Source organism: Acidimicrobiia bacterium, from assembly GCA_012959995.1.
Lineage (GTDB): Bacteria > Actinomycetota > Acidimicrobiia > Acidimicrobiales > MedAcidi-G1 > MedAcidi-G2B.
On sequence record DUCC01000015.1, the window covers coordinates 1 to 22,713 of the forward strand.

Here is a 22,713-nt window from a genome sequence, read left to right on the forward strand (position 1 = left end):
GCCGGCGAGCATGCCGCACCGTATTAGGAGACAAACCAGCGTTAAGGAGTTTTTGTTGCAACTGTGCGCAATGCTGCGGCGTTAACGCTCGAACTTTTAGGTGCCCAATATGAGGGAGAACATAGTGATCTAGGGTCCACCGATAATCAGCAACCGTGGAAGCCTTAGCCGTTAACGGGGCAATAGTTTCGCACCATTGGTGACACCATTTAGTCAAAGTGATGTGTTCATCAACTAACGCTGGGCCTTCGGCTGCCTCTGCTTGTAAAGCTCGGAGCTTCCTTACTGCTTCATTGCGGGTGTTGGAAACACGGCTCCGGCGTTTACGTTTTCCCGTATGATCAAACCCCAGAGAAATGGTAGTAACCCATTTGCCATCTTTGCGTTGATAAAGAGAACCTTCGCCATCAACTCGCTTTTTGGTACTCATTGAGCAACCAAACGTTCTTGACGAGTCAACCGTTCCACATAATCCACGAGGCATTTATTTGGTATCCGAGCGGAACAGCCGATGTGGACAACGAGCAACTCGTTGGCCTTTATCAATCGGTAAACCGACGATCGAGAAACAGACAGAAGTTGAGCCGTTTCGTCAATGGTATGAAGTTGAACGTTCTTCATTGAAGGAGCACCTGTCTTAACCGTGGGACACCGGTATTTGTTAGTTGGCTCTCCTTGGGTTCTTAACTTAAACGACGAAAGTGACAATCGCGGTAAATGAAAACGCTCTGAGTATTTACCGTGGCTGTCTGCGTGGCTGTCTACAAACGACAGGGACGTACAACCCGGGTGGGTGATCAAACCAGTTGAAGGCTCTGACCTGCACAAACACTTGGTGCGCTTGGAGGGACTCGAACCCCCAACCTTCTGATCCGTAATCAGATGCTCTATCCAATTGAGCTACAAGCGCAGACACCTGAGTGTAGGAGCCTCAAGCGAGGCTCCCCCACCCATGTGACAAGTGGCGGAGAGGGTGGGATTTGAACCCACGAAGAACCGTTAGGTCCTTACTCCCTTAGCAGGGGAGCGCCTTCGACCGGACTCGGCCACCTCTCCATGAAATAAGGAGGCTATCGCCGGTGGGCACAAGGTTGAACACCTCTACGCTAAGAGATGGAGGGATGGCAGAGTGGACGATCGCGATGGTCTTGAAAACCATTGAGCCTCACGGCTCCGGGGGTTCGAATCCCCCTCCCTCCGCCACCAAGGCTTAAAGAAATCAGCCTTGGATTTGACCCCGCACCTCAGCTAGCCAAACGTCAGCAGCGGCAGACTCCGTTGAGGCCGCACTACGCAAATCGGCGTCACCGTTTCCGTTACCACTACCCGACGGGTAAGAACCCAAAAACTTGACCTCGCCATGTTTCATATGCAAGTTACGCAGACAGTCCGCTACCAACTCGTCGGCCACGTGACCTTCAACATCCATCAAAAAGCAGTAATCGCCTAAACCCTGTTTGGTGGGGCGAGACTCCAACCGGGTCAAGTTGATAGCCCGGGCGGCAAACTCCTGCAAAATACCTAACAAACTCCCTGGACGATCCGCACGTTGAAACACCACCAGCGAAGTTTTGTCATGGCCAGTAGGGGCTGGAATGCCCTCTTTGGCCACCAACACGAAACGGGTTTGGTTCTCGTGGTGGTCTTCGATAGCGCTGGCCAAGATGTCTAACCCGTAAACCTCGGCGGCCCGAGCAGTACCAATAGCTGCGGTATGCGGCTCTCCGCTTTCCGCCAACTGGCGGGCTGCATCAGCGGTGGAGTTGGCGGCCTGATGTTTGGCTTGCGGCAAGTTCTCCGCCAACCACCCGCGGCACTGCGCAGTGGCATGAGGAAACGACACCACCTCGGTGATGTCAGCAATCTTGGTGCCAGGGCGCACCAGCAGGTTCATTTGTACTGAAATAACCACCTCACGTTGGATCAACAAATCGGTGTCAAAAGTCAAGGTGTCTTGAGTGATGTTGACGCTGCCCTCAATGGAATTCTCGATAGCCACAAAACCCAAGTCGGCTCGGCCATCGTTAACCCGTTGTAAAGCTTCAGAAATAGAAACCGTAGGGGTGAGGCTCATTTCTTTTAGGTCTTCTTGGGTGCGCAAAGCCTGATCAGTAAAGGTGCCTTGCGGTCCTAAGAAAGAAAGAACTGGGGTGTCGGAGGGTGCGTTGTTGTTCACAATAGGTAAGGATAGTGAGGTGGACGTCGCAGACCTGCAACAATTACTCGCCGAAGTGGCTTCCGGGGCAATAGCCCCCGACGAAGCCGTGACGCGTTTACGTGCATTGCCCTTCGCAGATATAGGCGTTGCACGCATTGACCACCACCGATCTTTACGCCAAGGGCTACCCGAAGCCGTGTTTGGGCCAGGCAAAACCCCCGAAGACACCGCCGCAGTAATTACTGAACTTTTAACCAACGGCCACGGCCCCGTGGTTTTAACCCGAGCCGACAAAGCCCAACGCACGGCCGCCCTCGCCGTAGATAACACCGGCACCGTGATCAACCAAACCGTGGTGTGGCGGCCCGCTGCTTCACGACCCGAAAAAGTAGTGGTCGCTACCGCCGGCACGGCCGACCTTTTGGTAGCCGACGAATGTGCGGCCGTGTTGTGGGCCCACGGGGTTGACGCCCTTCGCCTCACCGACATCGGGGTAGCTGGCTTACACCGTTTGCTCGGCGAACTCGAACCCCTCCAAACCGCGGACGCCGTGGTAGTGGTCGCCGGCATGGAAGGCGCCTTAGCCAGCGTGGTGGGTGGTCTTACCAGCGCCCCGGTAGTGGCTGTGCCCACCAGCGTCGGTTACGGCGCTTCACTCGAAGGGGTCACCGCTTTGTTGGGCATGTTGGCTTCGTGTGCTTCGGGTATAACGGTCACCGGAATAGACAACGGTTTCGGTGCGGGGTGTGCGGTCATGCGCCAGTTAGGGTCGGCTACCTCATGACCCGCTGCGCTTGGTTCCACTGTTTTTCTGGCATCGCCGGCGACATGGCCCTCGGATCTCTGATCGACGCCGGGGCCGACAGCGGCGCAGTGCTGGCCATGTTGAACCAACTGGATTTAGCCGATTGGGAACTTACCTTCGAACCCGTGTTACGCGGTGGATTAGCCGGCATCAAAGCCCGAGTAGTGGCCCACGAAACCCACGTGCACCGCACCGCTACCGACATTGCCGCCATGATTGAAAAAGCCCAACTGCCTTCTCGGGTGACCCAACGAGCGCTCGCTACCTTTTGGGCGTTAGCTGAGGTAGAAGGCCGCATGCACAACCAACCCCCCGAACAAGTGCATTTTCACGAGGTAGGAGCCATTGACAGCATTATTGACATTGTCGGCACTTGCGCCGCCTTAGAAGTACTCGACATAGATGAAATCTGGGCCTCGGCCATAACCACCGGCACCGGCACCACCCAGGCTGCCCACGGAGAAATCCCCGTCCCTGCCCCGGCCACCGTCGGGTTACTGGCCGGGGTACCCACCCGCGGCACCGAAGTGCCTTTTGAACTCACCACCCCCACGGGGGCCGCCTTACTAGTAGCCAACGCCACCGGTTGGGGCCCTATGCCGGCCATGCAAATAGAAGCCAGCGGATTCGGTGCTGGCGACCGTGACCTTGAAGGCCGCCCCAACATGACGCAAGTAATTGTGGGCACAACCGCCGAAGTCACCACCCCCGGCCATCCGGTTACTTTGCTAGAAGTCAACGTGGATGACGCCACCGGCGAAACCCTGGCCCACACCATTACTTGCTGCCTTGAAGCAGGCGCACATGACGCTTGGATCACCCCCATTGTGGGCAAAAAAGGCCGCCCGGCCCATGTGGTAAGTGCGCTTTGCGACCCCACCCAAAGCGCAGCCTTAGCCGCAGTGTTAACCACTGAAACTGGGTCGCTGGGGGTACGTGGCCAAACCCTAGAACGCTGGACCGCAGCCCGCCAAATGGACACCGTGGAAGTCGAAGGCCACACTATTGCCGTGAAAGTCACTGCCGGACGCGCCAAAATTGAGCACGACGATGCGGCCCGAGCCGCCAAACAACTCGGATTACCGCTGCGCGAAGTCGTAGCCCGAGCCGAAACAGCGTGGCGTTCATGACCGACACCACTCTTTATTTTCGCCAACTGCTTTCTGGTAAAGACTTTGCTCAAGACGACCCGTTGGCGCAACAAATGGTCAACTTTGTTTACCTCATCGGTGATCGATCAACCGGCGAAGCAGTCATCGTGGACCCGGCCTACGACATCACTGGAATCCTAGACATTCTGGCCGAAGACGACATGCGCTGTACCGGTGTGCTGGCCACCCACTACCACCCCGACCACGTGGGCGGTTCCATGATGGGCTACGACATTATTGGAGCCAAAGAACTCTTAGAGCAGGTATCGGTGCCCATTCACGCCCAAGCCAAAGAAGCCGAGTTCATTCGCAAAGTCACCGGGGTAGGCCCCACCGACGTGGTGGAACACACCAGTGGTGATCTGGTAACGGTGGGCGGTATTGATATTGAACTGATCCACACTCCCGGTCACACTCCGGGCAGCCAATGCTTTTTGGTTGACAACCGTTTGGTGGCCGGCGACACGCTGTTTTTAGAAGGATGCGGCCGCACCGACCTGCCCGGCGGCGACCCGGCACAACTTTACCAAAGCCTCACCCAACGCTTAGGCAAAGTACCCGACAGCGCCGTGTTGTTTCCCGGCCACCGGTATTCGCCGGCCCCTTCGGCTTCCCTGGGCGACACGCGACAAAATAACTTCGTTTTCGCCCCCACCAGCGAAGAACAATGGCTCGCTATGTTCGGTCAATAAGCACCACCATCAAAAAGGAAAAACATGTTTAACGCCATCTTGGTCAACAAAAATGATGACGGGTTTTCGGCTGAATTAACCGAACTCTCCATCGATGATTTGCCCGAAGGTGACGTGCTGGTTGACGTGGAATACTCCACCGTCAACTTCAAAGACGGCCTCGCCATTCAAGACGCTTCGCCCATCGTGCGCAACTGGCCCATGGTGCCCGGCATTGACCTGGCCGGCACGGTGGCCGAAACCACCAACCCGTTGGTTTCGGTAGGCGAACGAGTGCTGGTAAACGGCTGGGGACTCGGCGAAGACCACTGGGGTGGGTACGCCCAACGGGCTCGCATAAATGCCGACATGACCGTGCCGGTGCCCGAAGGTTTCACCACGGCCCAAGCTATGGCCATCGGCACCGCCGGTTACACCGCCATGTTGTGCGTGCTGGCTTTAGAAGAACACGCGGTCACCCCAGAATCTGGCCCGGTACTGGTTACCGGAGCTTCGGGCGGGGTAGGTTCCACAGCCATTTCTTTGCTAGCTGGGTTGGGCTACGAAGTGCATGCTTCTACCGGGCGCCCCGAAGAAGCCGACTATCTCAAAGCCCTCGGCGCTACCCAAATAGTAGACCGAGCCGAACTCTCAGAATCTGGTGGTCGCCCTATGGTGCGCACTCGTTGGGCGGGCGCCGTAGATGCCGTAGGTAGCCACACGTTGGCCAACGTGCTGGCCGCCATACAACCAGAAGGATGCGTAGCGGCCTTTATTTTGCGGGGCGTGACCCTGCGCGGCGTGCATTCGGTAACCGTGCCTCGGCCGCGCCGCCTCGAAGCGTGGGCTCGTTTAGCCACCGACCTCGACCTCGACCATTTGGCTTCTATGACCGAAACCATTGGCCTCGATCAAGTATTTACCGCCACCGAAAAAATCTTGGCCGGCCAAGTACGGGGCCGCCTCGTTGTTGACGTAAACGCCTAAACGGCTGGCTTTAGTTAAAAGCCAGCCGAGTGGTGCGCGAGGAGGGACTTGAACCCTCACGTCCTTGCGGACACAGGAACCTGAATCCTGCGCGTCTGCCAATTCCGCCACTCGCGCGAGTAACAAGCCAAAAGCGTAACCGTTTCGGGCCGTGGTGCGACCTCACGCGCCACAACCCAGCAACCCTCAGCGGGTAGGGTCGCCCCTATGACAAGGCACCGGGTGGAGCGTCGGCTCGAAGCAATGGTCGAAGGGACCTTTGCGCGGCTTTTTAAAAGCGGGTTACGGCCCGTAGAAGTAGGCCGCCGCTTAGTGCGGGTGCTCGAAGCCCATCGGTCGGTTGGCGTAGACGGCAAGGTGGTGGTTCCCAACCATTTCACCGTGCACCTCAGCCCTCCCGATGCCCAACGGTTTGAAGAAATTGACCGCACCCTCAAACGAGAACTCACCGAAGCAGTGCGCCAACACGCCCAAGACGAGGGGTACCGCTTCGCCGGCCCAGTAGAGGTAGACCTCATCACCGACGACCAGCGGCGTACCGGCACCATTGACGTAGTAGCCATAATGCGTGAAGACACCGCCGGAGCCGCCGGATCATTAGTCAATACTGCTGGTCAACGCCGAGACCTCACCGAACAAATAACCACCCTGGGCCGCAACCCAGAATCAACCATTATTTTGATGGAAAAAGCAGCCAGCCGCGACCACGCAGAAATTCATCGCCGCAGCGACGGGGTGCACTTAATAGATAAAGGTTCCACCAACGGAACATGGATAGGCGATCATCGCATTGTTGAACGGCAACTCAACGACGGCGACGAAATACGAATCGGCACCACCGTGCTGCGTTTTGACGCTTCGTGAGCGACGAACTTTTAACCATTTTGCGGCTTTGCCTGCTGGGCCTTTGTTACCTGTTCTTTTTTCGCGTGCTACGAGCCGTATGGGTAGAAACCAGAGCCCCTAAAACCACAACGGTTTCCCTAAACAGCAGCCAACGCTTGGTCATAACCGCACCTAAACAAAACGCCGGTCGCAGTTACGACTTGGCTGACGAAATAACTTTGGGTCGAGCCGCCGGATGCACCATCACCGTTGATGACGATTTTGTTTCTCAAATGCATGCTCGGGTATTTCAACGAGCCGACCAAATAGTGGTCGAAGATTTGGGTTCCACCAACGGCACCTACGTGAATCGACAACGAGTATCGGCCCCCATGGTGATGCGGTTGGGTGATCAACTCCAAGTTGGTGACACGGTGCTGGAGTTGACATGAACCGGCGACTTGAGTCTTGGCAAAAAATAACCTTGCGCAGTGGAGGCGCCACCCACCAAGGCAAAGTACGAGCCAACAACCAAGACGCTTACGCCGTCACCGACGGGGTTTTTGTTTTGACCGACGGAATGGGAGGGCATTCCGGCGGCGAAGTCGCTTCAGAAGTAGCGGCCACCACGGTGGTTAAACTTTTTAGCGAACCGAGCCGAGGAAGAAAAGCCGCGGAGCGTCGCAGTCGAAGCGGGCTAGAAAACGCAGTAACGGTCGCCAACCACGAGGTTATTAAACGAGCGGCCACCAACCCAGACCTCCGTGGCATGGGCACCACCCTGTGTGCCATCGTTGCCGCCACCAGTCAAGACGGCGCCCCAATTTTGGCTGTGGCCAACGTAGGAGATAGTCGGGTGTATCGCCTAACGGCGGGAGCGCTTAGCCAAGTAAGCGAAGATCACAGCCTGGTGGCCGACTTGGTGCGGGCCGGGGAACTTTCCGCCACCGAAGCGGCTCGGCACCCGCAACGAAATGTTTTAACCCGAGCCTTGGGCATAGAGGTCAACTTGGCCGTAGACACTTGGGAACTCGCCCCGGTAGCCGGCGACCGATTTTTGTTATGTAGCGACGGGTTGTTTAACGAACTTGACCACCGAACGATTACCGATGCGTTGCTTAATTTTGAAGAACCTCAAGATGCCGCTGATGCCTTAACCGGGGCAGCGGTTGCCGCCGGGGGCCACGACAACGTCACCGTACTAGTGGTGGATGTAACTGAAGCCCCCGAAACGGCCAAGGTCGCCACCAGCGAAGCACACACCAAAATACAAAGTGTGGTGCCTGCTTTGCCGAAAAAGCGGCGAAAAATAGTTACCTGGCGGGTGAGTGTATTTTTTGCCACTCTGCTGGTGCTGGCCGGCGTCGTTTTTGGGTCCATCTGGTATTACGCCCAAAGTGGATGGTTTGTGGGCCAACACGAAGGACGCGTCTCGGTTTTTCAAGGACGGCCCGATGGCTTGTTGTGGTTCGAACCACGCCTTGCAGTTTCTGGCGGGGTATCCGTGGCTGAACTCAGCGAACACGACCAAGATCTCGTAGCAGCCGCCATAGAAGCAGACTCCTTAACGGCGGCCCGTGAAGTTATGGAACGCCTCAACGAGCGTTCTGGCGGATGACCAGCGCACTGGCTACCCAGCGTCGCCGCACCGAGCTAGGTCTCATTGCATTAGCGGGCCTCACCACAGCGTTGCTTTACGCTTTAGCGGGGCTCGGCCGTTCGGCTTCGCTGCCCGCAGATTTAGGGTCTTTTTTGTTACTGGTTTTGGCCCTCGGGGTAGTGGCCCACCTTGCGGTACGAAGGTTTGCTCCTCACGCCGACCCAATAATTTTGCCGGTCGTAGTTTTTTTAAACGGTTTGGGGCAAGTATTTATTATTCGGCTTTCTCACGAATCTGGTATCGCTGATGAGCTTCCGGCTTTGCAAACCACCTGGACGGCTTTAGGGGTCGGAGCCTTTGTGGCCACCTTAATAATTGTGCGTCGCCCCCGAGACCTCGCCGCCCACCGCTACACCTTTGGGCTCATTGGTATTGGGTTGCTCATGCTGCCCATGTTGCCCGTGGTGGGACGCGAAATAAATGGGGCGCGTATTTGGGCTTCCATTGGCCCCATTAATTTGCAACCCGGGGAGTTTGCTCGCTTAGCCTTAGCGATTTTTTTAGCCGCTTACTTGGTGGAAAATCGAGAACTATTGCAAGTCGGGAATCGTCGCATCGGCCGATTTGAAATCCCCGACGGACGGCACTTAGCGCCGGTGCTGGCGGCTTGGGGGGTTTCGCTGCTGGTACTGGTGGCAGAAAAAGACTTAGGGTCCAGCCTGCTGTATTACGCCCTGTTTGTAGTGTTGTTGTGGGTAGCCACCGAACGCCCGGCCTTTTTAATAATTGGCGGCGGTCTGTTTGTATCTGGAGCAGTGGTGGCCTGGCGCATCTTTGCCCACGTGCAGGACCGTGTAGATATTTGGTTCGACCCATGGGCTACGCGTTCCGGGTCGGGGTATCAACTGGTTGAAGCAGCGTTGGCTATGGCTACCGGCGGGTTAACCGGCACTGGCCCGGGCGCCGGCGAACCCAACCGCATACCCGAAGTAGAAACAGACTTTATTTTTGCCGCCATTGGTGAAGAAATGGGTTTAATGGGGACCACCTTGGTGGTGGGTTCGTTCATATTGTTGATTGGCGGCGGGTTACGTATTGCCGTGCAATCCATCAACCCGTTTAACAAGTTGCTGGCCGTAGGGCTCACCACGCTTATGGGTCTCCAAGCTTTGGTCATTATGGGTGGGATAGTGCGTTTGTTGCCCCTCACCGGAGTGACTTTGCCTTTTATTTCTTACGGCGGCTCGTCGCTGCTGGCCAACTACATTTTGGTGGCTTTGCTGCTGCGTCTTAGTGACCGGGTGGCCTTACAAACAACTACCGCACCGGCACAAAATGAGCAGGTTACGTCATGAACGTGCGCATCCGCCGCTTAGGTCTCGGCTTATTGTTGGGGTATTTATTGTTGTTCGCTCAACTCAACCGAGTGCAGGTTTATGGAGCCCAACGATTGGTTGAAGACCCCACCAACGCTCGGGTAGCGATCGAAGCATTTGGGGCGCCCCGGGGACGAATAGCCACCGCTGACGGGGTGGTGGTCGCCGAGTCGCTTTCCACTGAGAGCAGCCGTTTTGATCGACAACGCCACTACCCGCATGGGGTTTTGTACGCCCACCTGACGGGTTACCACTCGTTTACCTCGGGGGTAGCCGGCCTTGAATCCACCTACGACGAAGTGCTCGGTGGCCGCACTGCTGAACAACGCGCCGACCCGCTTTACGACTTGTTTGCCGCCGACCCCGAAACAGCAGATGTGGTGCTGACCATAAATCATGCACTGCAACAAGCAGCAGCCACCGCATTAGGGGACCGTGAAGGAGCGGTGGTGATGCTTGATCCTGCTACCGGCAATGTGTTGGCTCTTTGGAGTTCACCCAGTTACGACCCCAACCCGTTGTCGTCGGTAGACACCACGGCCGCCAACGAAGCTCGGTCGGTCTTGTTGGCCGACCCCACCAACCCGTTGTTGCCGCGAGCCACCGGAGAAATCTTTGCTCCGGGATCCACTTTTAAAGTAGTAACCGCCACCGCAGCGGTAGAAACTGCGGGCTTTACGTTGGACCTACCGTTGCTTAACGAAACCGACGGCTATGTGCCACCGTTAACTAACCGGGCTATCACCAACTATGGCGGCAGCACCTGCGGCGGGGATTTACGCGAAAACATGCGGGCCTCTTGCAACACTGCTTTTGCCCAAATCGGGGCCGAATACGTAGGCCCTTACGCCATGGTGGCTATTGCTGAAGGCTTTGGGTTTAACCAAAGCCTGCCCTTTGACCTGCCGGTAGCGGCCTCAAACTTTCCCGACGATTTTGGCAAAGTGCTTTCTATGGTCACCGACGAAACTGGCCAAGACACGTTGATTCCGGTGGTTGAAGACACCCCCTTGTTGGCCCAAGCTTCCATTGGCCAATACGAAGTAGCGGCCACCCCGTTGCAAATGGCTTTGGTAGCGGCCGCGGTAGCCAACAACGGAAACGTACCGCGGCCTCGCTTGGTCGATGAAATACGCGACCAATCTGGCCAGGTAATCTCTCGCCCCGAAAGCGGCCCCTGGCTTGAAGCAATGGAACCCGCCACCGCTGCTCTGGTAGCCGAAGGCATGCGAGGCGTGGTGGCCGAAGGCACAGCCCGACGCTTAGATATTGACGGTCTGGTCATAGGCGCCAAAACCGGCACCGCCCAAGTAGCGGCCGGACAAATCGCTACCCATGCTTGGCTGGTCGGGTTTGCCGGTTTACCCAACCAAGCCCCTGCGGTGGCTTTTGCCGTGTTCGTGGCCGCCGACCAAGAAGCCGGAGAACAAACCGGGGGACGGGTTGCTGCACCAATAGCGAGAGAGGTGCTGCTTGAACTATTTAACATTTCTGAGTAAAACTGGCCACCCTGCCTCCAGCAATCGCCGCGAGGAAGGTAGAATCTTGGTCTATGTCTGAACAGGCGCCCACGGTCTACAACGACCGCTACGAACTTCATCGCCAAATTGCTCGCGGGGGCATGGCCGAGGTCTATTTAGCGCGTGACTTGTTACTGGACCGCCCGGTGGCCGTCAAGGTGCTTTTTGACGAGTTTTCTGGCGACGCCAACTTTGTCGAACGCTTTCGTCGAGAAGCCCAAGCGGCCGCCAACTTAAACCACCCTAATATTGTCAGCGTTTACGACTGGGGCGAACAAGCCGGCACCTACTTCATTGTTATGGAATACGTAGAGGGCCGGAGTTTGGCCGAGATTCTACAAAGCGAAGGCCCCCTGCACCCCGACCGGGCCGCCGAGGTAGCTACCGATATTGCGGCTGCTTTGGGTTTTGCTCACCGCAATGGGCTGATTCATCGTGATGTGAAACCCGGCAACGTGCTGGTGGCCCCCAATGGGCAGGTCAAGGTGACTGACTTTGGTATCGCTACTGCCATGGTGTCTGGGCAAAGCGACTTGACCCAGGCGGGCACGGTCATGGGTACCGCAACGTATTTTTCTCCTGAACAAGCCCAAGGCCATCAAGTAGACCCCCGGAGCGACCTGTATGCCTTAGGCGTGGTGCTTTACGAAATGTTGTTAGGGCGCCCTCCGTTCACTGGCGATACCCCGGTAGCGGTGGCCTACCAACATGTGCAAGATGCCCCGCAGTCTTTGCGTAAATCTGGCGCTTCGGTGGCCGCTTCGCTAGAAGCCATCACCATGAAGTTGCTGGCTAAAAACCCGGTGAACCGGTACCCCACGGCCGAAGACCTGCGGAGCGACTTGCGTCGTTACAGCGAGGGAGCCCACGATTTGCGTCCGGCAGCACCAGTTGGGGTGGGTGGCCAGTCTTCTGGTACCGGGCAACAAAAGGAAGCCGATTTTGGTAAAGGTCACCGCACCCGTCGTGACGATGGTTGGTTGCGCACGTTGTTGTTTGCCGTGAGTTTCGCGGCGCTGCTTGGCTTGTTGGGTTACTTGATGGTGGCTTTTGTTGACACGCTTGGGGTTGGTAGCGATGGTGGCGACGACCCGGTAGCCGGCTTAATTGAGGTGCCGACGCTGCTTGGAACCTCACTAGAAGAAGCCCGCACGATGCTCAGCGATGCCGGGTTAAGTGTGCAAATGGAACTCGAATCGAACAGTGATTTCCCGGCCAACACGGTGTTTGATCAAGACCCAGAAGCAGGTACCAAACTCGAAGCCGATGACATAGTGCAACTTTGGGTAAGTCAAGGCACTGGTCCGATGGTGTTACTAAACGTGGTCGGCGATGCGGCGGTTGATGCCCAACGAGATTTGGAATCAATGGGGCTGCTGGTTGAACTCGTAGACACCGAAGATCCGGTGGTGTTAGCGGGAGAAATAATTGAACAAAACCCCCAAGCCGGTGCTGAAGTGGCGGCTGGTGAAACGATCACCCTGTATGTCTCTTCGGGTCCGGCGGTAGAAACGGTACCCAACTTAGAAAACCGCCCGGCTATTGACGCCATGAACATCGTGACCCAGTTGGGTTGGCGAGCAACCACCGTGCAAGAAAACAGCGAAACGGTAGAAGCGGGCTTGGTGTTGCGCACCACCCCATCAGCCGGTGCGGAGTTGGCACCCGGGGGCACAGTAGAAATCGTGGTATCTGATGGCCCGTCCCCAGTTTCTGTACCTTCGGTGGTGGCTTTAGAAGTAGGGGCCGCCAACGACTTGTTAATCGGTTTGCGTTTCTCGGTGTCTATCAACTTTGTTGATGTGGAATACGGCAGCGTGAACGATGGCCGGGTTATGAGCCAGTCTCCGGCTGCTGGTGTAGAGGTTCCGCCGGAATCGTTTGTGGTGATTAGCGTGGGCCGCCAAGGCGAGCCGCCAGAAGAAACCACACCGCCAGAAGAGCCGGCCCCGTAAAGAGTTAGTTGACCTGCGCTAAAAAGTTGGCCAATAGTTGATGGCCAGATTCAGTGAGGATTGATTCGGGGTGAAATTGCACCCCTTCGATGGCGTGTTCTTTATGCCGTAAACCCATGATGAGGCCGTCGCTGCTGGTGGCGGTGATTTCTAATTCGTCGGGCAAGGTGTCTCGATCCACAATGAGCGAGTGGTAGCGGGTGGCTTCTAATGGGGAAGGTAGCCCAGCGAATACCCCTTTTTCTTGGTGCTCAATAAACGAAGTTTTACCGTGCATGATTTCTGGGGCGCGCACTACTTGTCCACCCCATGCGGCACCGATGGCTTGATGGCCTAGGCAAACCCCGAGCAGTGGTACTCGTCCGGCGGCCCATTGGATGACCGAAGTAGAGATGCCGGCGTCTTCGGGGCGACCTGGCCCGGGGCTAATAAGTACTGCATCGATGTTGAGCGCTTCTACCTGGTCGAGGGTGAGGGCATCGTGGCGGTGAACAAGCGGTTCGGCCCCTAACTCGCCGAGGTACTGCACCAAGTTGTATACGAAAGAATCGTAATTGTCAATAACTAAGACTTTTGTGGCCACGGCAGCCACGCTAGCCAAAAGTGGGCACTGATCCGTCGTTGATATTAGTTGAGCGGCCTATCCTCAGGGTTATGAACAAACCGCAGAAACGTCGTGTTGAAGGTGGCCGAGTTACTCCAAAGGGAAGGCCGTCGGGTTCTCGTTACCAGGCGCCTACGCCGGAGAGCGATTCTTCGTCCCCAACTTGGGTACCGGTGCTCATGTTTAGCTTTTTGGGCTTAGGCATGTTGGTTATTTTCTTTAACTACGTGGCGTGGTTGCCGGGCGGCACCAGCAACGGTTATCTGATGCTGGGCTTGGGCGGGATTTTGGGCGGGATTCTTACCTCTACACAGTATCGCTGACCTGTGCTTTTAGTATTTTTAGTGGGCAAGTCACACGCGTGTGATTTCCCACAGGTTCATCCCCAACCTGTGGATAACTTCGCGCGGAGGGTGAGAAAAACTTAGAGCTCTTCGATGACTAAAAGATCCATCTCGTCCATGCAGTGACGAGGAGGGTCAGGGGTTTCGTTGTTGGCGGTGGTCATGCGCACTTCGGTGCCGCAGAGGCTGCAACGATATTGCAGTTTTACTTTGCGGAGCTCTCCGGCGGGTGGTGGTTCGGGTGGCGGGGTAGCCAACATTTTTAAAATAATAAAACCCACCCAAATTAGGGCCCCAGCGACCAATATGGCGATAACAATTTGTGACACATTCGTAGCCTAGGGGTTTCTTTGTCTAGGGTGCCGCTATGGAAGTCATCTACAGCACTGACCATGAGACGCACTTTCCTCAAGGGGAGGTTTACGAGGGCCAACTGATTCGGCCGTTTGAGTGCCCGGAGCGTTGGGACCATATTGTGGCGGCGCTTGATGCGGCCGGGTTCACTCACCGCTCTGGCCCTGATGTTTTAGATTTTGCTGCGGTGCACGGGGTACACGAGGCGGATTACGTACAGTTTTTACAAAACTTTTGGGCGAACTGGTTAGCGGCTGGGCATACCGGCGAGGCCATCCCTACCATGTTTCCGGTAAGAGGGCTGCGTAACGACAAGGTCCCGGCGGACATTGATGGTCAATTAGGTTTTTATGCTTTGGCGGCCGAAACCTCAATCACTCCCGGCACGTGGTCGGCGGTAGAAGCAGCAGCCTCGTTGGCCCAGACGGCACAACGGCGAGTTTCTGCTGGTGCTAATAATGCTTTTGCTTTGTGCCGGCCACCGGGCCACCATGCTTCAGCAAACCAATTTGGGGGGTACTGTTTTTTAAATAACGCCGCCATCGCCGCCCAAGGGTTTTTAAACGACGGGGCGCAACGGGTGGCGGTGCTCGATGTGGACTTCCACCACGGCAACGGAACCCAAAGCATTTTCTATAATCGGCCTGAAGTGTTGTTTGTTTCACTACATGGCGACCCGGCCGAGGCATTTCCTTACTTTTTGGGTTACGCCGATGAAACCGGTCAAGGCCCAGGAGAAGGCGCCAACTTAAATTTGCCTTTACCGAGCGGCACCGAGTTTGCCCAATGGGCGGCGGCTCTGGAGGTTGGGTGTCAAGCCATTGTCGACTACCGACCGGATGCGTTGGTGGTTTCGTTGGGGGTGGACACCTTTAAAGATGACCCGATTAGTTTTTTTAAACTAGACACCCCGGACTATCTGCGCATCGGCCAACGCATTGCTGCTTCAGGTCTGCCCACCTTGTATGTCATGGAGGGCGGTTACGCCGTAGAAGAAATAGGCACCAACACGGTCAATGTTCTCCTCGGTCACCTCAACTTCTAAAAAGTTCGTGAGGTGGGGACAGTCCCCCCTCACGGGTTACGAAAAGGGTGACCAGCAAAAATACTGACCACCCTTTGTGGAGCTGATGGGAATCGAACCCACGACCCCCTGCTTGCAAAGCAGGTGCTCTAGCCAACTGAGCTACAGCCCCGACCTCTACAGGCTAGAGGTTCGTGACACGAGTCACCGGTGAATCGGGTCACCTTTCCACAAACATTATTTTTGGTGTAGTTAGCGTTATTTAACATGAACACCACAATTAGTACCTCGTCACCAACTCTCACTGCCTCGGCCGGGCGTTTGCTTTTTGAACGCTTCATGGGTCGTTATGAACACGGTCAAATTGAGCCCTTGCTTGAACTCTTCTCCCCAGAAGCCGAGATAGTGACCTTCGAAGGCACCTCTCGCGGTCACCGAGCTATTGGCGAATGGTTTACCCAGTGCCTTGCCACCGAAGGCCCCAGCGTGTTGGTGTCAACCGACCATTTTGCCGAAGATGGTGATGTTGTACGGTATGAAGCCACCATGGTGAGTCTCGACGGTGTGGTGCGTCAGGTCTACGGCGTGTTAACGGTAGGCGACGGCCGTATTTTGGCTTACCTGCCGGGCGTTATCGCTAATCAAAATGGGCGATCTTTTTAACCCTTAGAGAGGGCGCCCAAAGGGTAAAGACTCTTGCCAGGTTTGTAAAAACTTTTCGGCCTGCAAACAAGCACCCATTACCGGGCCCGCCGGGTGATCAACAAGGTCCGTTAAAAGGGTGCGGGTAGTGGCTGCCACTTCAGCACCTAAAAGTGCGCCGGCGGCCGAAATAAAATCTGGCGCTACCACCACTCCTCGACTAGTGCAGCGCGCTAACCCTCGAGTGGTTAAGGCCAAACGGGTAACCGGTACCACGGCCTTTACTTTTAACTGATCTCCCATGTCATGGTCCAGCACCCGCATTTTGGATCCGACAAACAAAATGTCTGCTGCTGTCTCAAAGGGTTTCTCGCTAGCCACTAAAGAAATACCGGTACCGGCTAGGGCCGCCACTAAATCAGTGGGGGCAGGCAAGTCGGTAACTGCCGTAGTGGCGTCTGGGCAAACCACTTGTGCGGCGGCTACCACGCTTTGCCAAACTGCGCCATGGTCAGTAGAAGCAACGGCATCACCGCTGACCCCTTTGCCGGCGGTCAAAGAATAACCAGCGTCCCAGCCGGCAAGTTCAGCGGCAAAATGTTTGATCGCTTCATTTTTGGTTTCTTTTGGGGCGCTAATGCCGGCCGAGATGCCGGTTTCTTGGCGTTCCAAACAAGCCAAGGTATAGGTCACTGACCTTGCGAGATCTTTAGCCCCGCCTTGTAAAATTTTGGGCGCCGATCGCGCCACTCCATGGCCAGGGCAGTCAGCGAGATCAACGGCCACAAAAGCAGTGGTCGACGAAAGCTTGCGAATAAACATCAGTCTTCCTCAACCAAGGCTTCAACGACTTGTTCAACCTGTAACCGAGCGGCATCTATGCGGCTCCGGCAATGGTGAATCAAAAGATCTGCTCGCTCTACCTGGGATGCCAATTTGTCAACGTCTACCGCTTCACCATCAAGGGCTTCCAGAATGCTCCGCAACTCAGCGAGTGCTTCGTCGTATCCCAAACCTTCAATAATTTTGTCGACGCTACTCATGATGAAGCCTCCTTGGCGGTAACAGTAGAACTGACCGTACCGTCAGCGAGGGTGGTGATGAGTTCATCGGCGGCAGAAACATCGTCTATTTGGGTAATTAAACGCCCATCAACGGTACGGGTAATTGACCATCCGCGAGCCAACACCCGCGCCGGGTCGAGGGCTCGCAACTGTAAAGCTTGAGTTTCGAGTTGGTCGTGGCAGCGATCAAGACGCTGCGGCGCAGTAACCACCAACCTCTGACATAAGTTTTTTAAACGGTCGGCTTGACGATTGATGGCGTGGCTTGCCGACTGAGTAATGCGTTGAGAAAGATGGTCTTGCCGTTGTTGTGCATAATCAAGAACTACATGAACTCGTTCGCCTAGTGCGGCACGTAACCCGGTAAGCAGGTCGTCGTAGAGGCGCACCGCATCAACCAAAGCCCCCGCACAAGCGGTAGGTGTTTTAAAGGATTTGTGCGCTACCAGGTCGGCCACACTCTGATCAATTTCGTGCCCGATCCCCGTAAAAACCGGTACCGGTAAAGCAGCAATAGTTCGCGCCACTAACTCGTTGTCAAAAACTAAAAGGTCGGCGGCAGAACCACCGCCCCGCACCAGAGCCACCACATCAGGTTTATGGCTAGCCACCACTTGTAAATTGTGGGCCACTTGTTCGGCGGCCCCTTCGCCTTGCACCCGGGTATCGCAAACCAACAGATTAAAACCAAAACCACTGTTTTCGAGTTCTGTTACAAAGTCCGCATGGGCGGCCGAACCAATGCTGGTTACCAAACCAACCCGTAAAGGAGGGTTGGCTAAAAATACGTTGCGGTTTTGATCAATGAGGCCTTCGTCGGCCAAGGCACGGAGCAGGCGATCCCGGTCGGCGGCGAGTTTCCCCAAAGTAAAGCTTGGGTCGATGCCTTCCATGATTAGTTGCAACCGGCCATGGGGTACATAAAAATCGAGTTTGACCAAAATACGTACCTGAAGGTCGTTTTCTAAAGCCAGGTTGCCGGCTTCGGCTAAAACTTTTTCTACTGTGGCGCGGGTGCCGCGCCACATGGCCACGCTAAATTTTGCTGGCGCCGGTTGCCCGGGCTCTTCCGGTGGGTCGATTAAATCAAAATAGACGTGGCCAGCTCGAGGAATGCGTAAACCGGTTATTTGGCCTTCAACCCAAACTTGTTCAGGAAACATTGTGCGCAGACCATTTTTAAGCAAGTTTCCTAACTCGGTGGTGGTAAGTATCGGGAGCTCTTCGTCGACGGCCATGCCGCTATTTTAGTGAGCGCAGGTTTTCTAAATAGCCATTTGTTACGGGAATGTAAAAGTTTTTATTATTTTGGTTCTGGAATTGAGTTGGTTCCAAATAATGTCTATACTCTGTGACTTCGGGCACCTAGAGAGGGCGTACAGGCAAACATGGTTGCAACCATGAACGAACAAGCACAAACACAAGACGGCGAAGTAGCAGAAACGGTGGCTTCGTTGGCTCGCGGATGGGCACAGCGCACCCCTCAAGCCATCGCTATGCGCGAAAAAGACTTCGGTATTTGGCAAGAATTCACTTGGGAAAAAACTTGGGACATCATCATGGATGCCGCCCACGGCTTGTTGGCTCTTGGCGTCGGAACTGGTGATCGAGTTTCTATTCAGTCCGAAGACCGCCCCGAATGGGTGATTCTTGACCTTGCTGCGGTGGCCATTCGCGGGATCACCGTTGGCCTTTACCCAACTAACCCGGCAACCGAAGTGGAGTATTTGCTCACCGATGCTGGGGTACGTGTTCACTTTGCCGAAGACCAAGAACAAGTTGACCGAGTCTTAGAAATAAGCCCCAACGACCTACCCGACCTTACTCACATTCTTTACACCGAGCCCCGAGGCCTGCACTCTTATACCGATGAGCGCTTGCTCTATTGGGAAGATTTTCTCAAACTGGGTCGTCAACACCGGCAAGAAAATGCCGCAGCAGTTGAAAATTGTATGGCCGCCGCTCAACCCGACGATGTCATGACCTTGGTCTACACCTCGGGTACTACCGGCCCACCGAAGGGGGTCATGTTGACCAACGCTAATGTGGCCTTTGCCTTAACCCGTTTGACCGGAGCTAACGGTTTGCGAGGTAAACGCGAGCCCAGCAATAAAGATTCAGTGCTTACCTATTTACCACTTTGTCACGTAGCAGAACGAATTTTCTCTACCTGGCACATGGTGGGAGTGGGGGTTACTTTAAATTTCGCTGAATCCATCGAAACAGTGACCCTTAACTTGCGAGAGATCCAACCTTCGCTTTTCTTTGCCGTCCCGCGCATTTGGGAAAAACTTCACGCTGGGGTGCTCATTCGAGCCTCCGACGCTTCGCCTTTTAAACGCGCTTGGCTGAAGTTCGGCCTAAAACTGGCGGAAGTCATTGGCAAAGAAAAAGTAGCTAACGGCGGAAGCCACACCATGAAAAGTTGGTTGCTGAACCTTCTTGGCTACCCACTAATTTTTCGCCCCATGTTGGAACGTATTGGTCTGCGTCGGTGTTGGCATGCCGGTTCTGGTGCGGCGCCCATTGCTCCTGAAGTATTGGAGTTTTTTATTGGCATCGGGGTGCCAGTATATGAGCTCTATGGCATGACTGAAAACTCAGCGGTGGCCACTACGAATGTGCCTGGTCGAGCCAAGCTGGGCACGGTGGGTGAACCGTATAACGATATTGGTTTTCGCATTGATGAAGAAACCGGTGAAATCCAAACTAAACATCCTGCAGTTTTTGTTGGCTACTGGAATAAACCAGAACAAACCGCCGGTACTTTTACCGAAGATGGTTGGCTTATGACCGGCGATGTTGGCGAGTGGGTAGATGGAACCCACGTACGCATCGTTGATCGTATTAAACACATCATTATTACTTCGGGCGGAAAAAACATTTCGCCTTCAGAAATTGAAAACAGCCTTAAGGCTTCTATCTACGTTAAAGAAGCCATGGTTATTGGTGATGGCCGCAAGTTTCTTTCCGCACTGATTGGCATTGAGTTAGACACGGTGGGCAACTGGGCGTTGCGGAAGAACATTCCGTACACCACCTACCGGGATCTTTCAGAAAAACCTGAAGTGCTGGAGTTAATTCAAGAGGTAGTAAATGAAACCAATGAAAAATTTGCCCGAGTAGAGAGCATCCGAAAGTTTCGTATGATTCCTAAAGAACTAGACCACGAGGACGGCGAGTTGACGGCCACGCAAAAAATTAAGCGGTCGGCCATGAACGAGGCGTTCGGCGATTTAGTGGAATCGATGTATCAATGAGTTCTTTACCGATGCTGTTTGCTCTTTCTACTGTAGATACCTTTGTGCAGACATTTTTTAAGGCCATGGCCTTAGGTTCGCTTTACGCCATGTTGGCTTTGGGCTTTGTACTTATCTTCAAAGCCACCCAAACAGTAAACTTTGCCCAAGGGGCAATCGCCTTGACTGGAACCTGGTTCTTGTCCATTATTTTCATTGACTGGGATGTCCCGGGCCGATGGTTGCCGGGCCCCAATTACGTGCACTGGGTTATTGCGTTGCTGCTGGCTATGGCCGCTACCGCAGTATTTGGTTTGATTATTGAACGATTGGCTATTCGGCGCATGATTGGCGAACCGATTTTCTCTATGGCAGTCATCACCCTTGGGTTAGAGGTAGCGATTCGTGTGGTGGCTTCTGATGCGGTGAGCCTGACACCTCGTATCTTGGGGGTTCCGTGGGGAATCCAAACCTTCAAAATCGGTGAGGCCGTAGTCTCTTGGTCATACATTTCGGCCATTGTGGCCACAGCAATTGTTTTCCTTATTACTTGGCGTTTTCTTAAAACCCGCACTGGGGTGGCTATGCGCGCCACCGCTTTTGATCAAGAAGCAGCTTTAGCGCAGGGCATTAACGTGGGACGCATTTTTGCTATTGCTTGGGCTGCTGGTGCGGCTTTGGCTGCCATGGCAGGGATTTTTTCTTCTATGTCCCCTTGGGCGGCGGCCGGTACGGCCAGCCGTGAAGGAGCGTTCTTTGCTTTCCGTGCCCTCCCTGCGGTGATTGTGGGCGGTTTGGATTCAGTCATTGGGGCCCTGGTGGGTGGTTTGCTGATTGGTTTTATGGAAATCTTCGCTGGTCAGTACCTTTCTGGCTATGTGGGGGTTTTAGGAGTCGGCTATCAACAAGTTGTGCCCTACGTGGTGATGCTTATTGCTTTGCTTATTAAGCCGTACGGCTTGTTTGGTACTGAGGAGGTGCGCCGCGTATGAAAGGCCGCCCGAATCTTTACACCTCCTATCAGGACGAGACGCAACTTTTTTCCACCCGTACGCAAAAAGTGGCCATCGTGTTGTTTCTTGTGGTGCTGGTACTCATGCCTTTCGATTTGCCGGTAATTGACAAGATTCCTTTTGTTCGCTTTCTTGGGGACAACACCTGGCTTCGGGTAGTGAATCGCATGCTGATTTTTTGTATCTCGGCTTTGGGTTTAAATATTCTTTCCGGGGTGGCGGGTCAAGTTTCTCTGGGCCACGGATTTTTCATGGGGGTTGGGGCTTACACCGCAGTACTTATGGGCGGGGCTAACACGTCTTCTCTTTGGGGTTGGGGTCTTCCCATGTGGCTGTGGCTTCCGGCCGCTGGGGCTGTCGCCGCTGGGGTAGGTATTCTGGTGGCTCCGGCTGCGGTACGAGTCCGTGGTCTTTATTTGGCCATCGTGACGCTCGGCCTGGTCTTCATCGGCTTGCATCTGTCGCGTGTTTTTACTGAAATTGCCGGACCAGGGTCTTTGGGGCGTAAGTGGCCCAAACTGCAGTTCCGTATTTGGAAAGAAGAAACCCCCCTTATTGATTTTTCTGATAAAGGGCATTGGTTTTGGTTTGATATAAGCCGCAACCAAAAAACGTATCTTTTGTTGTTGGGTTTAACAGTGCTGTTTGCTTTAGCAGCGGCCAACATTGGGCGTACTCGTACCGGCCGGGCGTTGGCCGCTATTCGAGACCGTGACGTGGCTGCCGAAATCATGGGCGTGCCCGAGGCTAAATACAAGACCATCGCTTTTGCTATCTCATCGTTTTATGCCGGCGTAGCCGGGGCACTATTGGCTTCCATGGTGGGACAGATGCCACCCGAGTTTTGGGACTTGATTCTTTCGGTTGAGTTTGTGGCCATTTTGTTAATTGGTGGCATGGGTCGGGTTTCTGGGGTGCTTTACGGCACGTTCTTTGTGGTTATGTCGCATCGCTTGGTTGAAGAAGTAGTGAAATGGGCCAGTCGCCAAGCGGAAGGCGAAGGGATCTTTGCTGCTCTTTGGGATGGCCTTATTTCTGTAGAAAACGGCGACTTTGGTTTTATTACCTTAAGCGAATCAGCATTGGGTTACCCCTTGCCGGCCAGCGCACTAGATGAGGTTATTTATGGTCTACTTATCGTGGTCTTCATGTTGTTTGAGCCGCTCGGGCTTTATGGCATTTGGATAAAGATTCGTAATTATTGGAAAGGCTGGCCGTTCAGTTACTGATCTGCCGCAAACAAGAACTCTGGCTTTCAGGCCTGAGCAATACTCCCAATGAGAGGGGAAAAAAATGAAAAACGTGAGGAAGTTGCTAGCAATCATGCTGGCCTTCACGGTTATCGCTACCGCTTGCGGTAGTGACGAAGAAACGCCAACAG

General features: G+C 54.7%; 24 protein-coding genes and 5 tRNA genes. 17 read left to right on the plus strand and 12 right to left on the minus strand.

Going from position 1 to position 22,713, the window contains the following annotated elements; all coding sequences use genetic code 11:
• From EYQ49_04540 to EYQ49_04555, 4 genes are all read right to left on the minus strand, one after another.
• Positions 1-484, minus strand: a 484-nt coding sequence (locus tag EYQ49_04540; GenBank protein ID HIG25149.1) for a hypothetical protein, incomplete at its 3' end; no start/stop codon positions are given.
• Positions 427-621 (minus strand): DNA-binding protein, encoded by a 195-nt coding sequence (locus EYQ49_04545; GenBank protein ID HIG25150.1) that lies wholly within the window; start codon positions 619-621, stop codon positions 427-429. The genes EYQ49_04540 and EYQ49_04545, both read right to left, overlap by 58 nt.
• A 212-nt stretch (positions 622-833) precedes the next feature.
• Positions 834-910: transfer RNA gene (locus EYQ49_04550), tRNA-Arg, on the minus strand.
• Positions 911-962: 52 nt separating this feature from the next.
• Positions 963-1,056, minus strand: a tRNA-Ser gene (locus EYQ49_04555).
• Between the two features lie 59 nt (positions 1,057-1,115).
• Here EYQ49_04555 and EYQ49_04560 point away from each other — a divergent pair.
• Positions 1,116-1,203 (plus strand) — tRNA-Ser (locus EYQ49_04560).
• 16 nt (positions 1,204-1,219) lie between these two features.
• Here the strand turns inward: EYQ49_04560 and pheA are convergent.
• The gene (pheA, locus tag EYQ49_04565) at positions 1,220-2,314 is read right to left on the minus strand and encodes a prephenate dehydratase (GenBank protein ID HIG25151.1); all 1,095 of its coding nucleotides are present in this window, start codon (positions 2,312-2,314) and stop codon (positions 1,220-1,222) included.
• Between pheA and larB the strand changes: the two genes are divergently transcribed.
• The 4 genes from larB to EYQ49_04585 are packed head-to-tail and all read left to right on the plus strand — an operon-like array spanning position 2,196 to position 5,772.
• The gene (gene larB / locus EYQ49_04570) at positions 2,196-2,942 is read left to right on the plus strand and encodes a nickel pincer cofactor biosynthesis protein LarB (GenBank protein ID HIG25152.1); all 747 of its coding nucleotides are present in this window, start codon (positions 2,196-2,198) and stop codon (positions 2,940-2,942) included. The genes pheA and larB overlap by 119 nt on opposite strands.
• On the plus strand, positions 2,939-4,093 hold the full coding sequence (gene larC, locus EYQ49_04575; GenBank protein HIG25153.1) for a nickel pincer cofactor biosynthesis protein LarC: 1,155 nt from the start codon (positions 2,939-2,941) through the stop codon (positions 4,091-4,093). Before larB ends, larC begins: the two co-directional genes overlap by 4 nt.
• On the plus strand, positions 4,090-4,806 hold the full coding sequence (locus tag EYQ49_04580) for an MBL fold metallo-hydrolase (protein ID HIG25154.1): 717 nt from the start codon (positions 4,090-4,092) through the stop codon (positions 4,804-4,806). Before larC ends, EYQ49_04580 begins: the two co-directional genes overlap by 4 nt.
• A 24-nt stretch (positions 4,807-4,830) precedes the next feature.
• Complete coding sequence (locus EYQ49_04585) at positions 4,831-5,772, plus strand: oxidoreductase (protein ID HIG25155.1); 942 nt, start codon at positions 4,831-4,833, stop codon at positions 5,770-5,772.
• A 30-nt stretch (positions 5,773-5,802) separates the two neighbouring features.
• Here the strand turns inward: EYQ49_04585 and EYQ49_04590 are convergent.
• Positions 5,803-5,889, minus strand: a tRNA-Leu gene (locus EYQ49_04590).
• Positions 5,890-5,979: 90 nt separating this feature from the next.
• Between EYQ49_04590 and EYQ49_04595 the strand changes: the two genes are divergently transcribed.
• Genes EYQ49_04595 through pknB form a run of 6 tightly spaced genes read left to right on the plus strand, consistent with a single transcriptional unit; the run spans position 5,980 to position 13,048 of the window.
• On the plus strand, positions 5,980-6,636 hold the full coding sequence (locus tag EYQ49_04595) for a DUF2662 domain-containing protein (GenBank protein HIG25156.1): 657 nt from the start codon (positions 5,980-5,982) through the stop codon (positions 6,634-6,636).
• The gene (locus EYQ49_04600; GenBank protein ID HIG25157.1) at positions 6,633-7,049 is read left to right on the plus strand and encodes an FHA domain-containing protein; all 417 of its coding nucleotides are present in this window, start codon (positions 6,633-6,635) and stop codon (positions 7,047-7,049) included. The genes EYQ49_04595 and EYQ49_04600 overlap by 4 nt, the downstream gene beginning before the upstream one ends.
• The gene (locus EYQ49_04605; protein HIG25158.1) at positions 7,046-8,215 is read left to right on the plus strand and encodes a Stp1/IreP family PP2C-type Ser/Thr phosphatase; all 1,170 of its coding nucleotides are present in this window, start codon (positions 7,046-7,048) and stop codon (positions 8,213-8,215) included. Before EYQ49_04600 ends, EYQ49_04605 begins: the two co-directional genes overlap by 4 nt.
• Positions 8,212-9,552 (plus strand): FtsW/RodA/SpoVE family cell cycle protein, encoded by a 1,341-nt coding sequence (locus EYQ49_04610; protein HIG25159.1) that lies wholly within the window; start codon positions 8,212-8,214, stop codon positions 9,550-9,552. The genes EYQ49_04605 and EYQ49_04610 overlap by 4 nt, the downstream gene beginning before the upstream one ends.
• Positions 9,549-11,072, plus strand: a complete 1,524-nt coding sequence (locus EYQ49_04615; GenBank protein HIG25160.1) for a penicillin-binding protein 2 — start codon at positions 9,549-9,551, stop codon at positions 11,070-11,072. Before EYQ49_04610 ends, EYQ49_04615 begins: the two co-directional genes overlap by 4 nt.
• Before the next feature lie 53 nt (positions 11,073-11,125).
• Entirely contained in the window at positions 11,126-13,048 is a 1,923-nt protein-coding gene (gene pknB / locus EYQ49_04620) for a Stk1 family PASTA domain-containing Ser/Thr kinase (protein ID HIG25161.1), read from the plus strand.
• Positions 13,049-13,052: 4 nt separating this feature from the next.
• On the opposite strand, the gene EYQ49_04625 is transcribed toward pknB, so the two are convergent.
• A complete protein-coding gene (locus EYQ49_04625) occupies positions 13,053-13,631 on the minus strand; it encodes an aminodeoxychorismate/anthranilate synthase component II (protein ID HIG25162.1) in 579 nt (192 codons plus the stop codon).
• Between the two features lie 71 nt (positions 13,632-13,702).
• Between EYQ49_04625 and EYQ49_04630 the strand changes: the two genes are divergently transcribed.
• A complete protein-coding gene (locus EYQ49_04630) occupies positions 13,703-13,975 on the plus strand; it encodes a hypothetical protein (protein ID HIG25163.1) in 273 nt (90 codons plus the stop codon).
• Positions 13,976-14,076: 101 nt separating this feature from the next.
• On the opposite strand, the gene EYQ49_04635 is transcribed toward EYQ49_04630, so the two are convergent.
• Complete coding sequence (locus EYQ49_04635; GenBank protein HIG25164.1) at positions 14,077-14,325, minus strand: hypothetical protein; 249 nt, start codon at positions 14,323-14,325, stop codon at positions 14,077-14,079.
• 38 nt (positions 14,326-14,363) lie between these two features.
• Between EYQ49_04635 and EYQ49_04640 the strand changes: the two genes are divergently transcribed.
• Positions 14,364-15,395: a histone deacetylase family protein gene (locus EYQ49_04640; GenBank protein HIG25165.1), complete on the plus strand. Its 1,032-nt coding sequence runs from the start codon at positions 14,364-14,366 to the stop codon at positions 15,393-15,395.
• 74 nt (positions 15,396-15,469) lie between these two features.
• Here the strand turns inward: EYQ49_04640 and EYQ49_04645 are convergent.
• Positions 15,470-15,546: transfer RNA gene (locus EYQ49_04645), tRNA-Ala, on the minus strand.
• 95 nt (positions 15,547-15,641) lie between these two features.
• On the opposite strand from EYQ49_04645, the gene EYQ49_04650 reads away from it, so the two are divergent.
• Entirely contained in the window at positions 15,642-16,037 is a 396-nt protein-coding gene (locus EYQ49_04650; protein ID HIG25166.1) for a nuclear transport factor 2 family protein, read from the plus strand.
• 3 nt (positions 16,038-16,040) lie between these two features.
• On the opposite strand, the gene EYQ49_04655 is transcribed toward EYQ49_04650, so the two are convergent.
• The 3 genes from EYQ49_04655 to xseA are packed head-to-tail and all read right to left on the minus strand — an operon-like array spanning position 16,041 to position 18,318.
• Complete coding sequence (locus tag EYQ49_04655) at positions 16,041-16,838, minus strand: hypothetical protein (GenBank protein ID HIG25167.1); 798 nt, start codon at positions 16,836-16,838, stop codon at positions 16,041-16,043.
• Positions 16,838-17,059 (minus strand): exodeoxyribonuclease VII small subunit, encoded by a 222-nt coding sequence (xseB, locus tag EYQ49_04660; protein HIG25168.1) that lies wholly within the window; start codon positions 17,057-17,059, stop codon positions 16,838-16,840. Before xseB ends, EYQ49_04655 begins: the two co-directional genes overlap by 1 nt.
• A complete protein-coding gene (gene xseA, locus EYQ49_04665) occupies positions 17,056-18,318 on the minus strand; it encodes an exodeoxyribonuclease VII large subunit (protein ID HIG25169.1) in 1,263 nt (420 codons plus the stop codon). The genes xseB and xseA overlap by 4 nt, the downstream gene beginning before the upstream one ends.
• 162 nt (positions 18,319-18,480) lie before the next feature.
• On the opposite strand from xseA, the gene EYQ49_04670 reads away from it, so the two are divergent.
• From EYQ49_04670 to EYQ49_04680, 3 genes are read left to right on the plus strand one after another with little or no spacing between them, the layout of a single operon-like run.
• Entirely contained in the window at positions 18,481-20,340 is a 1,860-nt protein-coding gene (locus EYQ49_04670) for a long-chain fatty acid--CoA ligase (GenBank protein HIG25170.1), read from the plus strand.
• Positions 20,337-21,311: a branched-chain amino acid ABC transporter permease gene (locus EYQ49_04675; GenBank protein HIG25171.1), complete on the plus strand. Its 975-nt coding sequence runs from the start codon at positions 20,337-20,339 to the stop codon at positions 21,309-21,311. The genes EYQ49_04670 and EYQ49_04675 overlap by 4 nt, the downstream gene beginning before the upstream one ends.
• Positions 21,308-22,561, plus strand: coding sequence for a branched-chain amino acid ABC transporter permease (locus tag EYQ49_04680; GenBank protein ID HIG25172.1), 1,254 nt, complete (start codon positions 21,308-21,310; stop codon positions 22,559-22,561). The genes EYQ49_04675 and EYQ49_04680 overlap by 4 nt, the downstream gene beginning before the upstream one ends.
• The last annotated feature ends 152 nt before the right edge of the window (positions 22,562-22,713 follow it).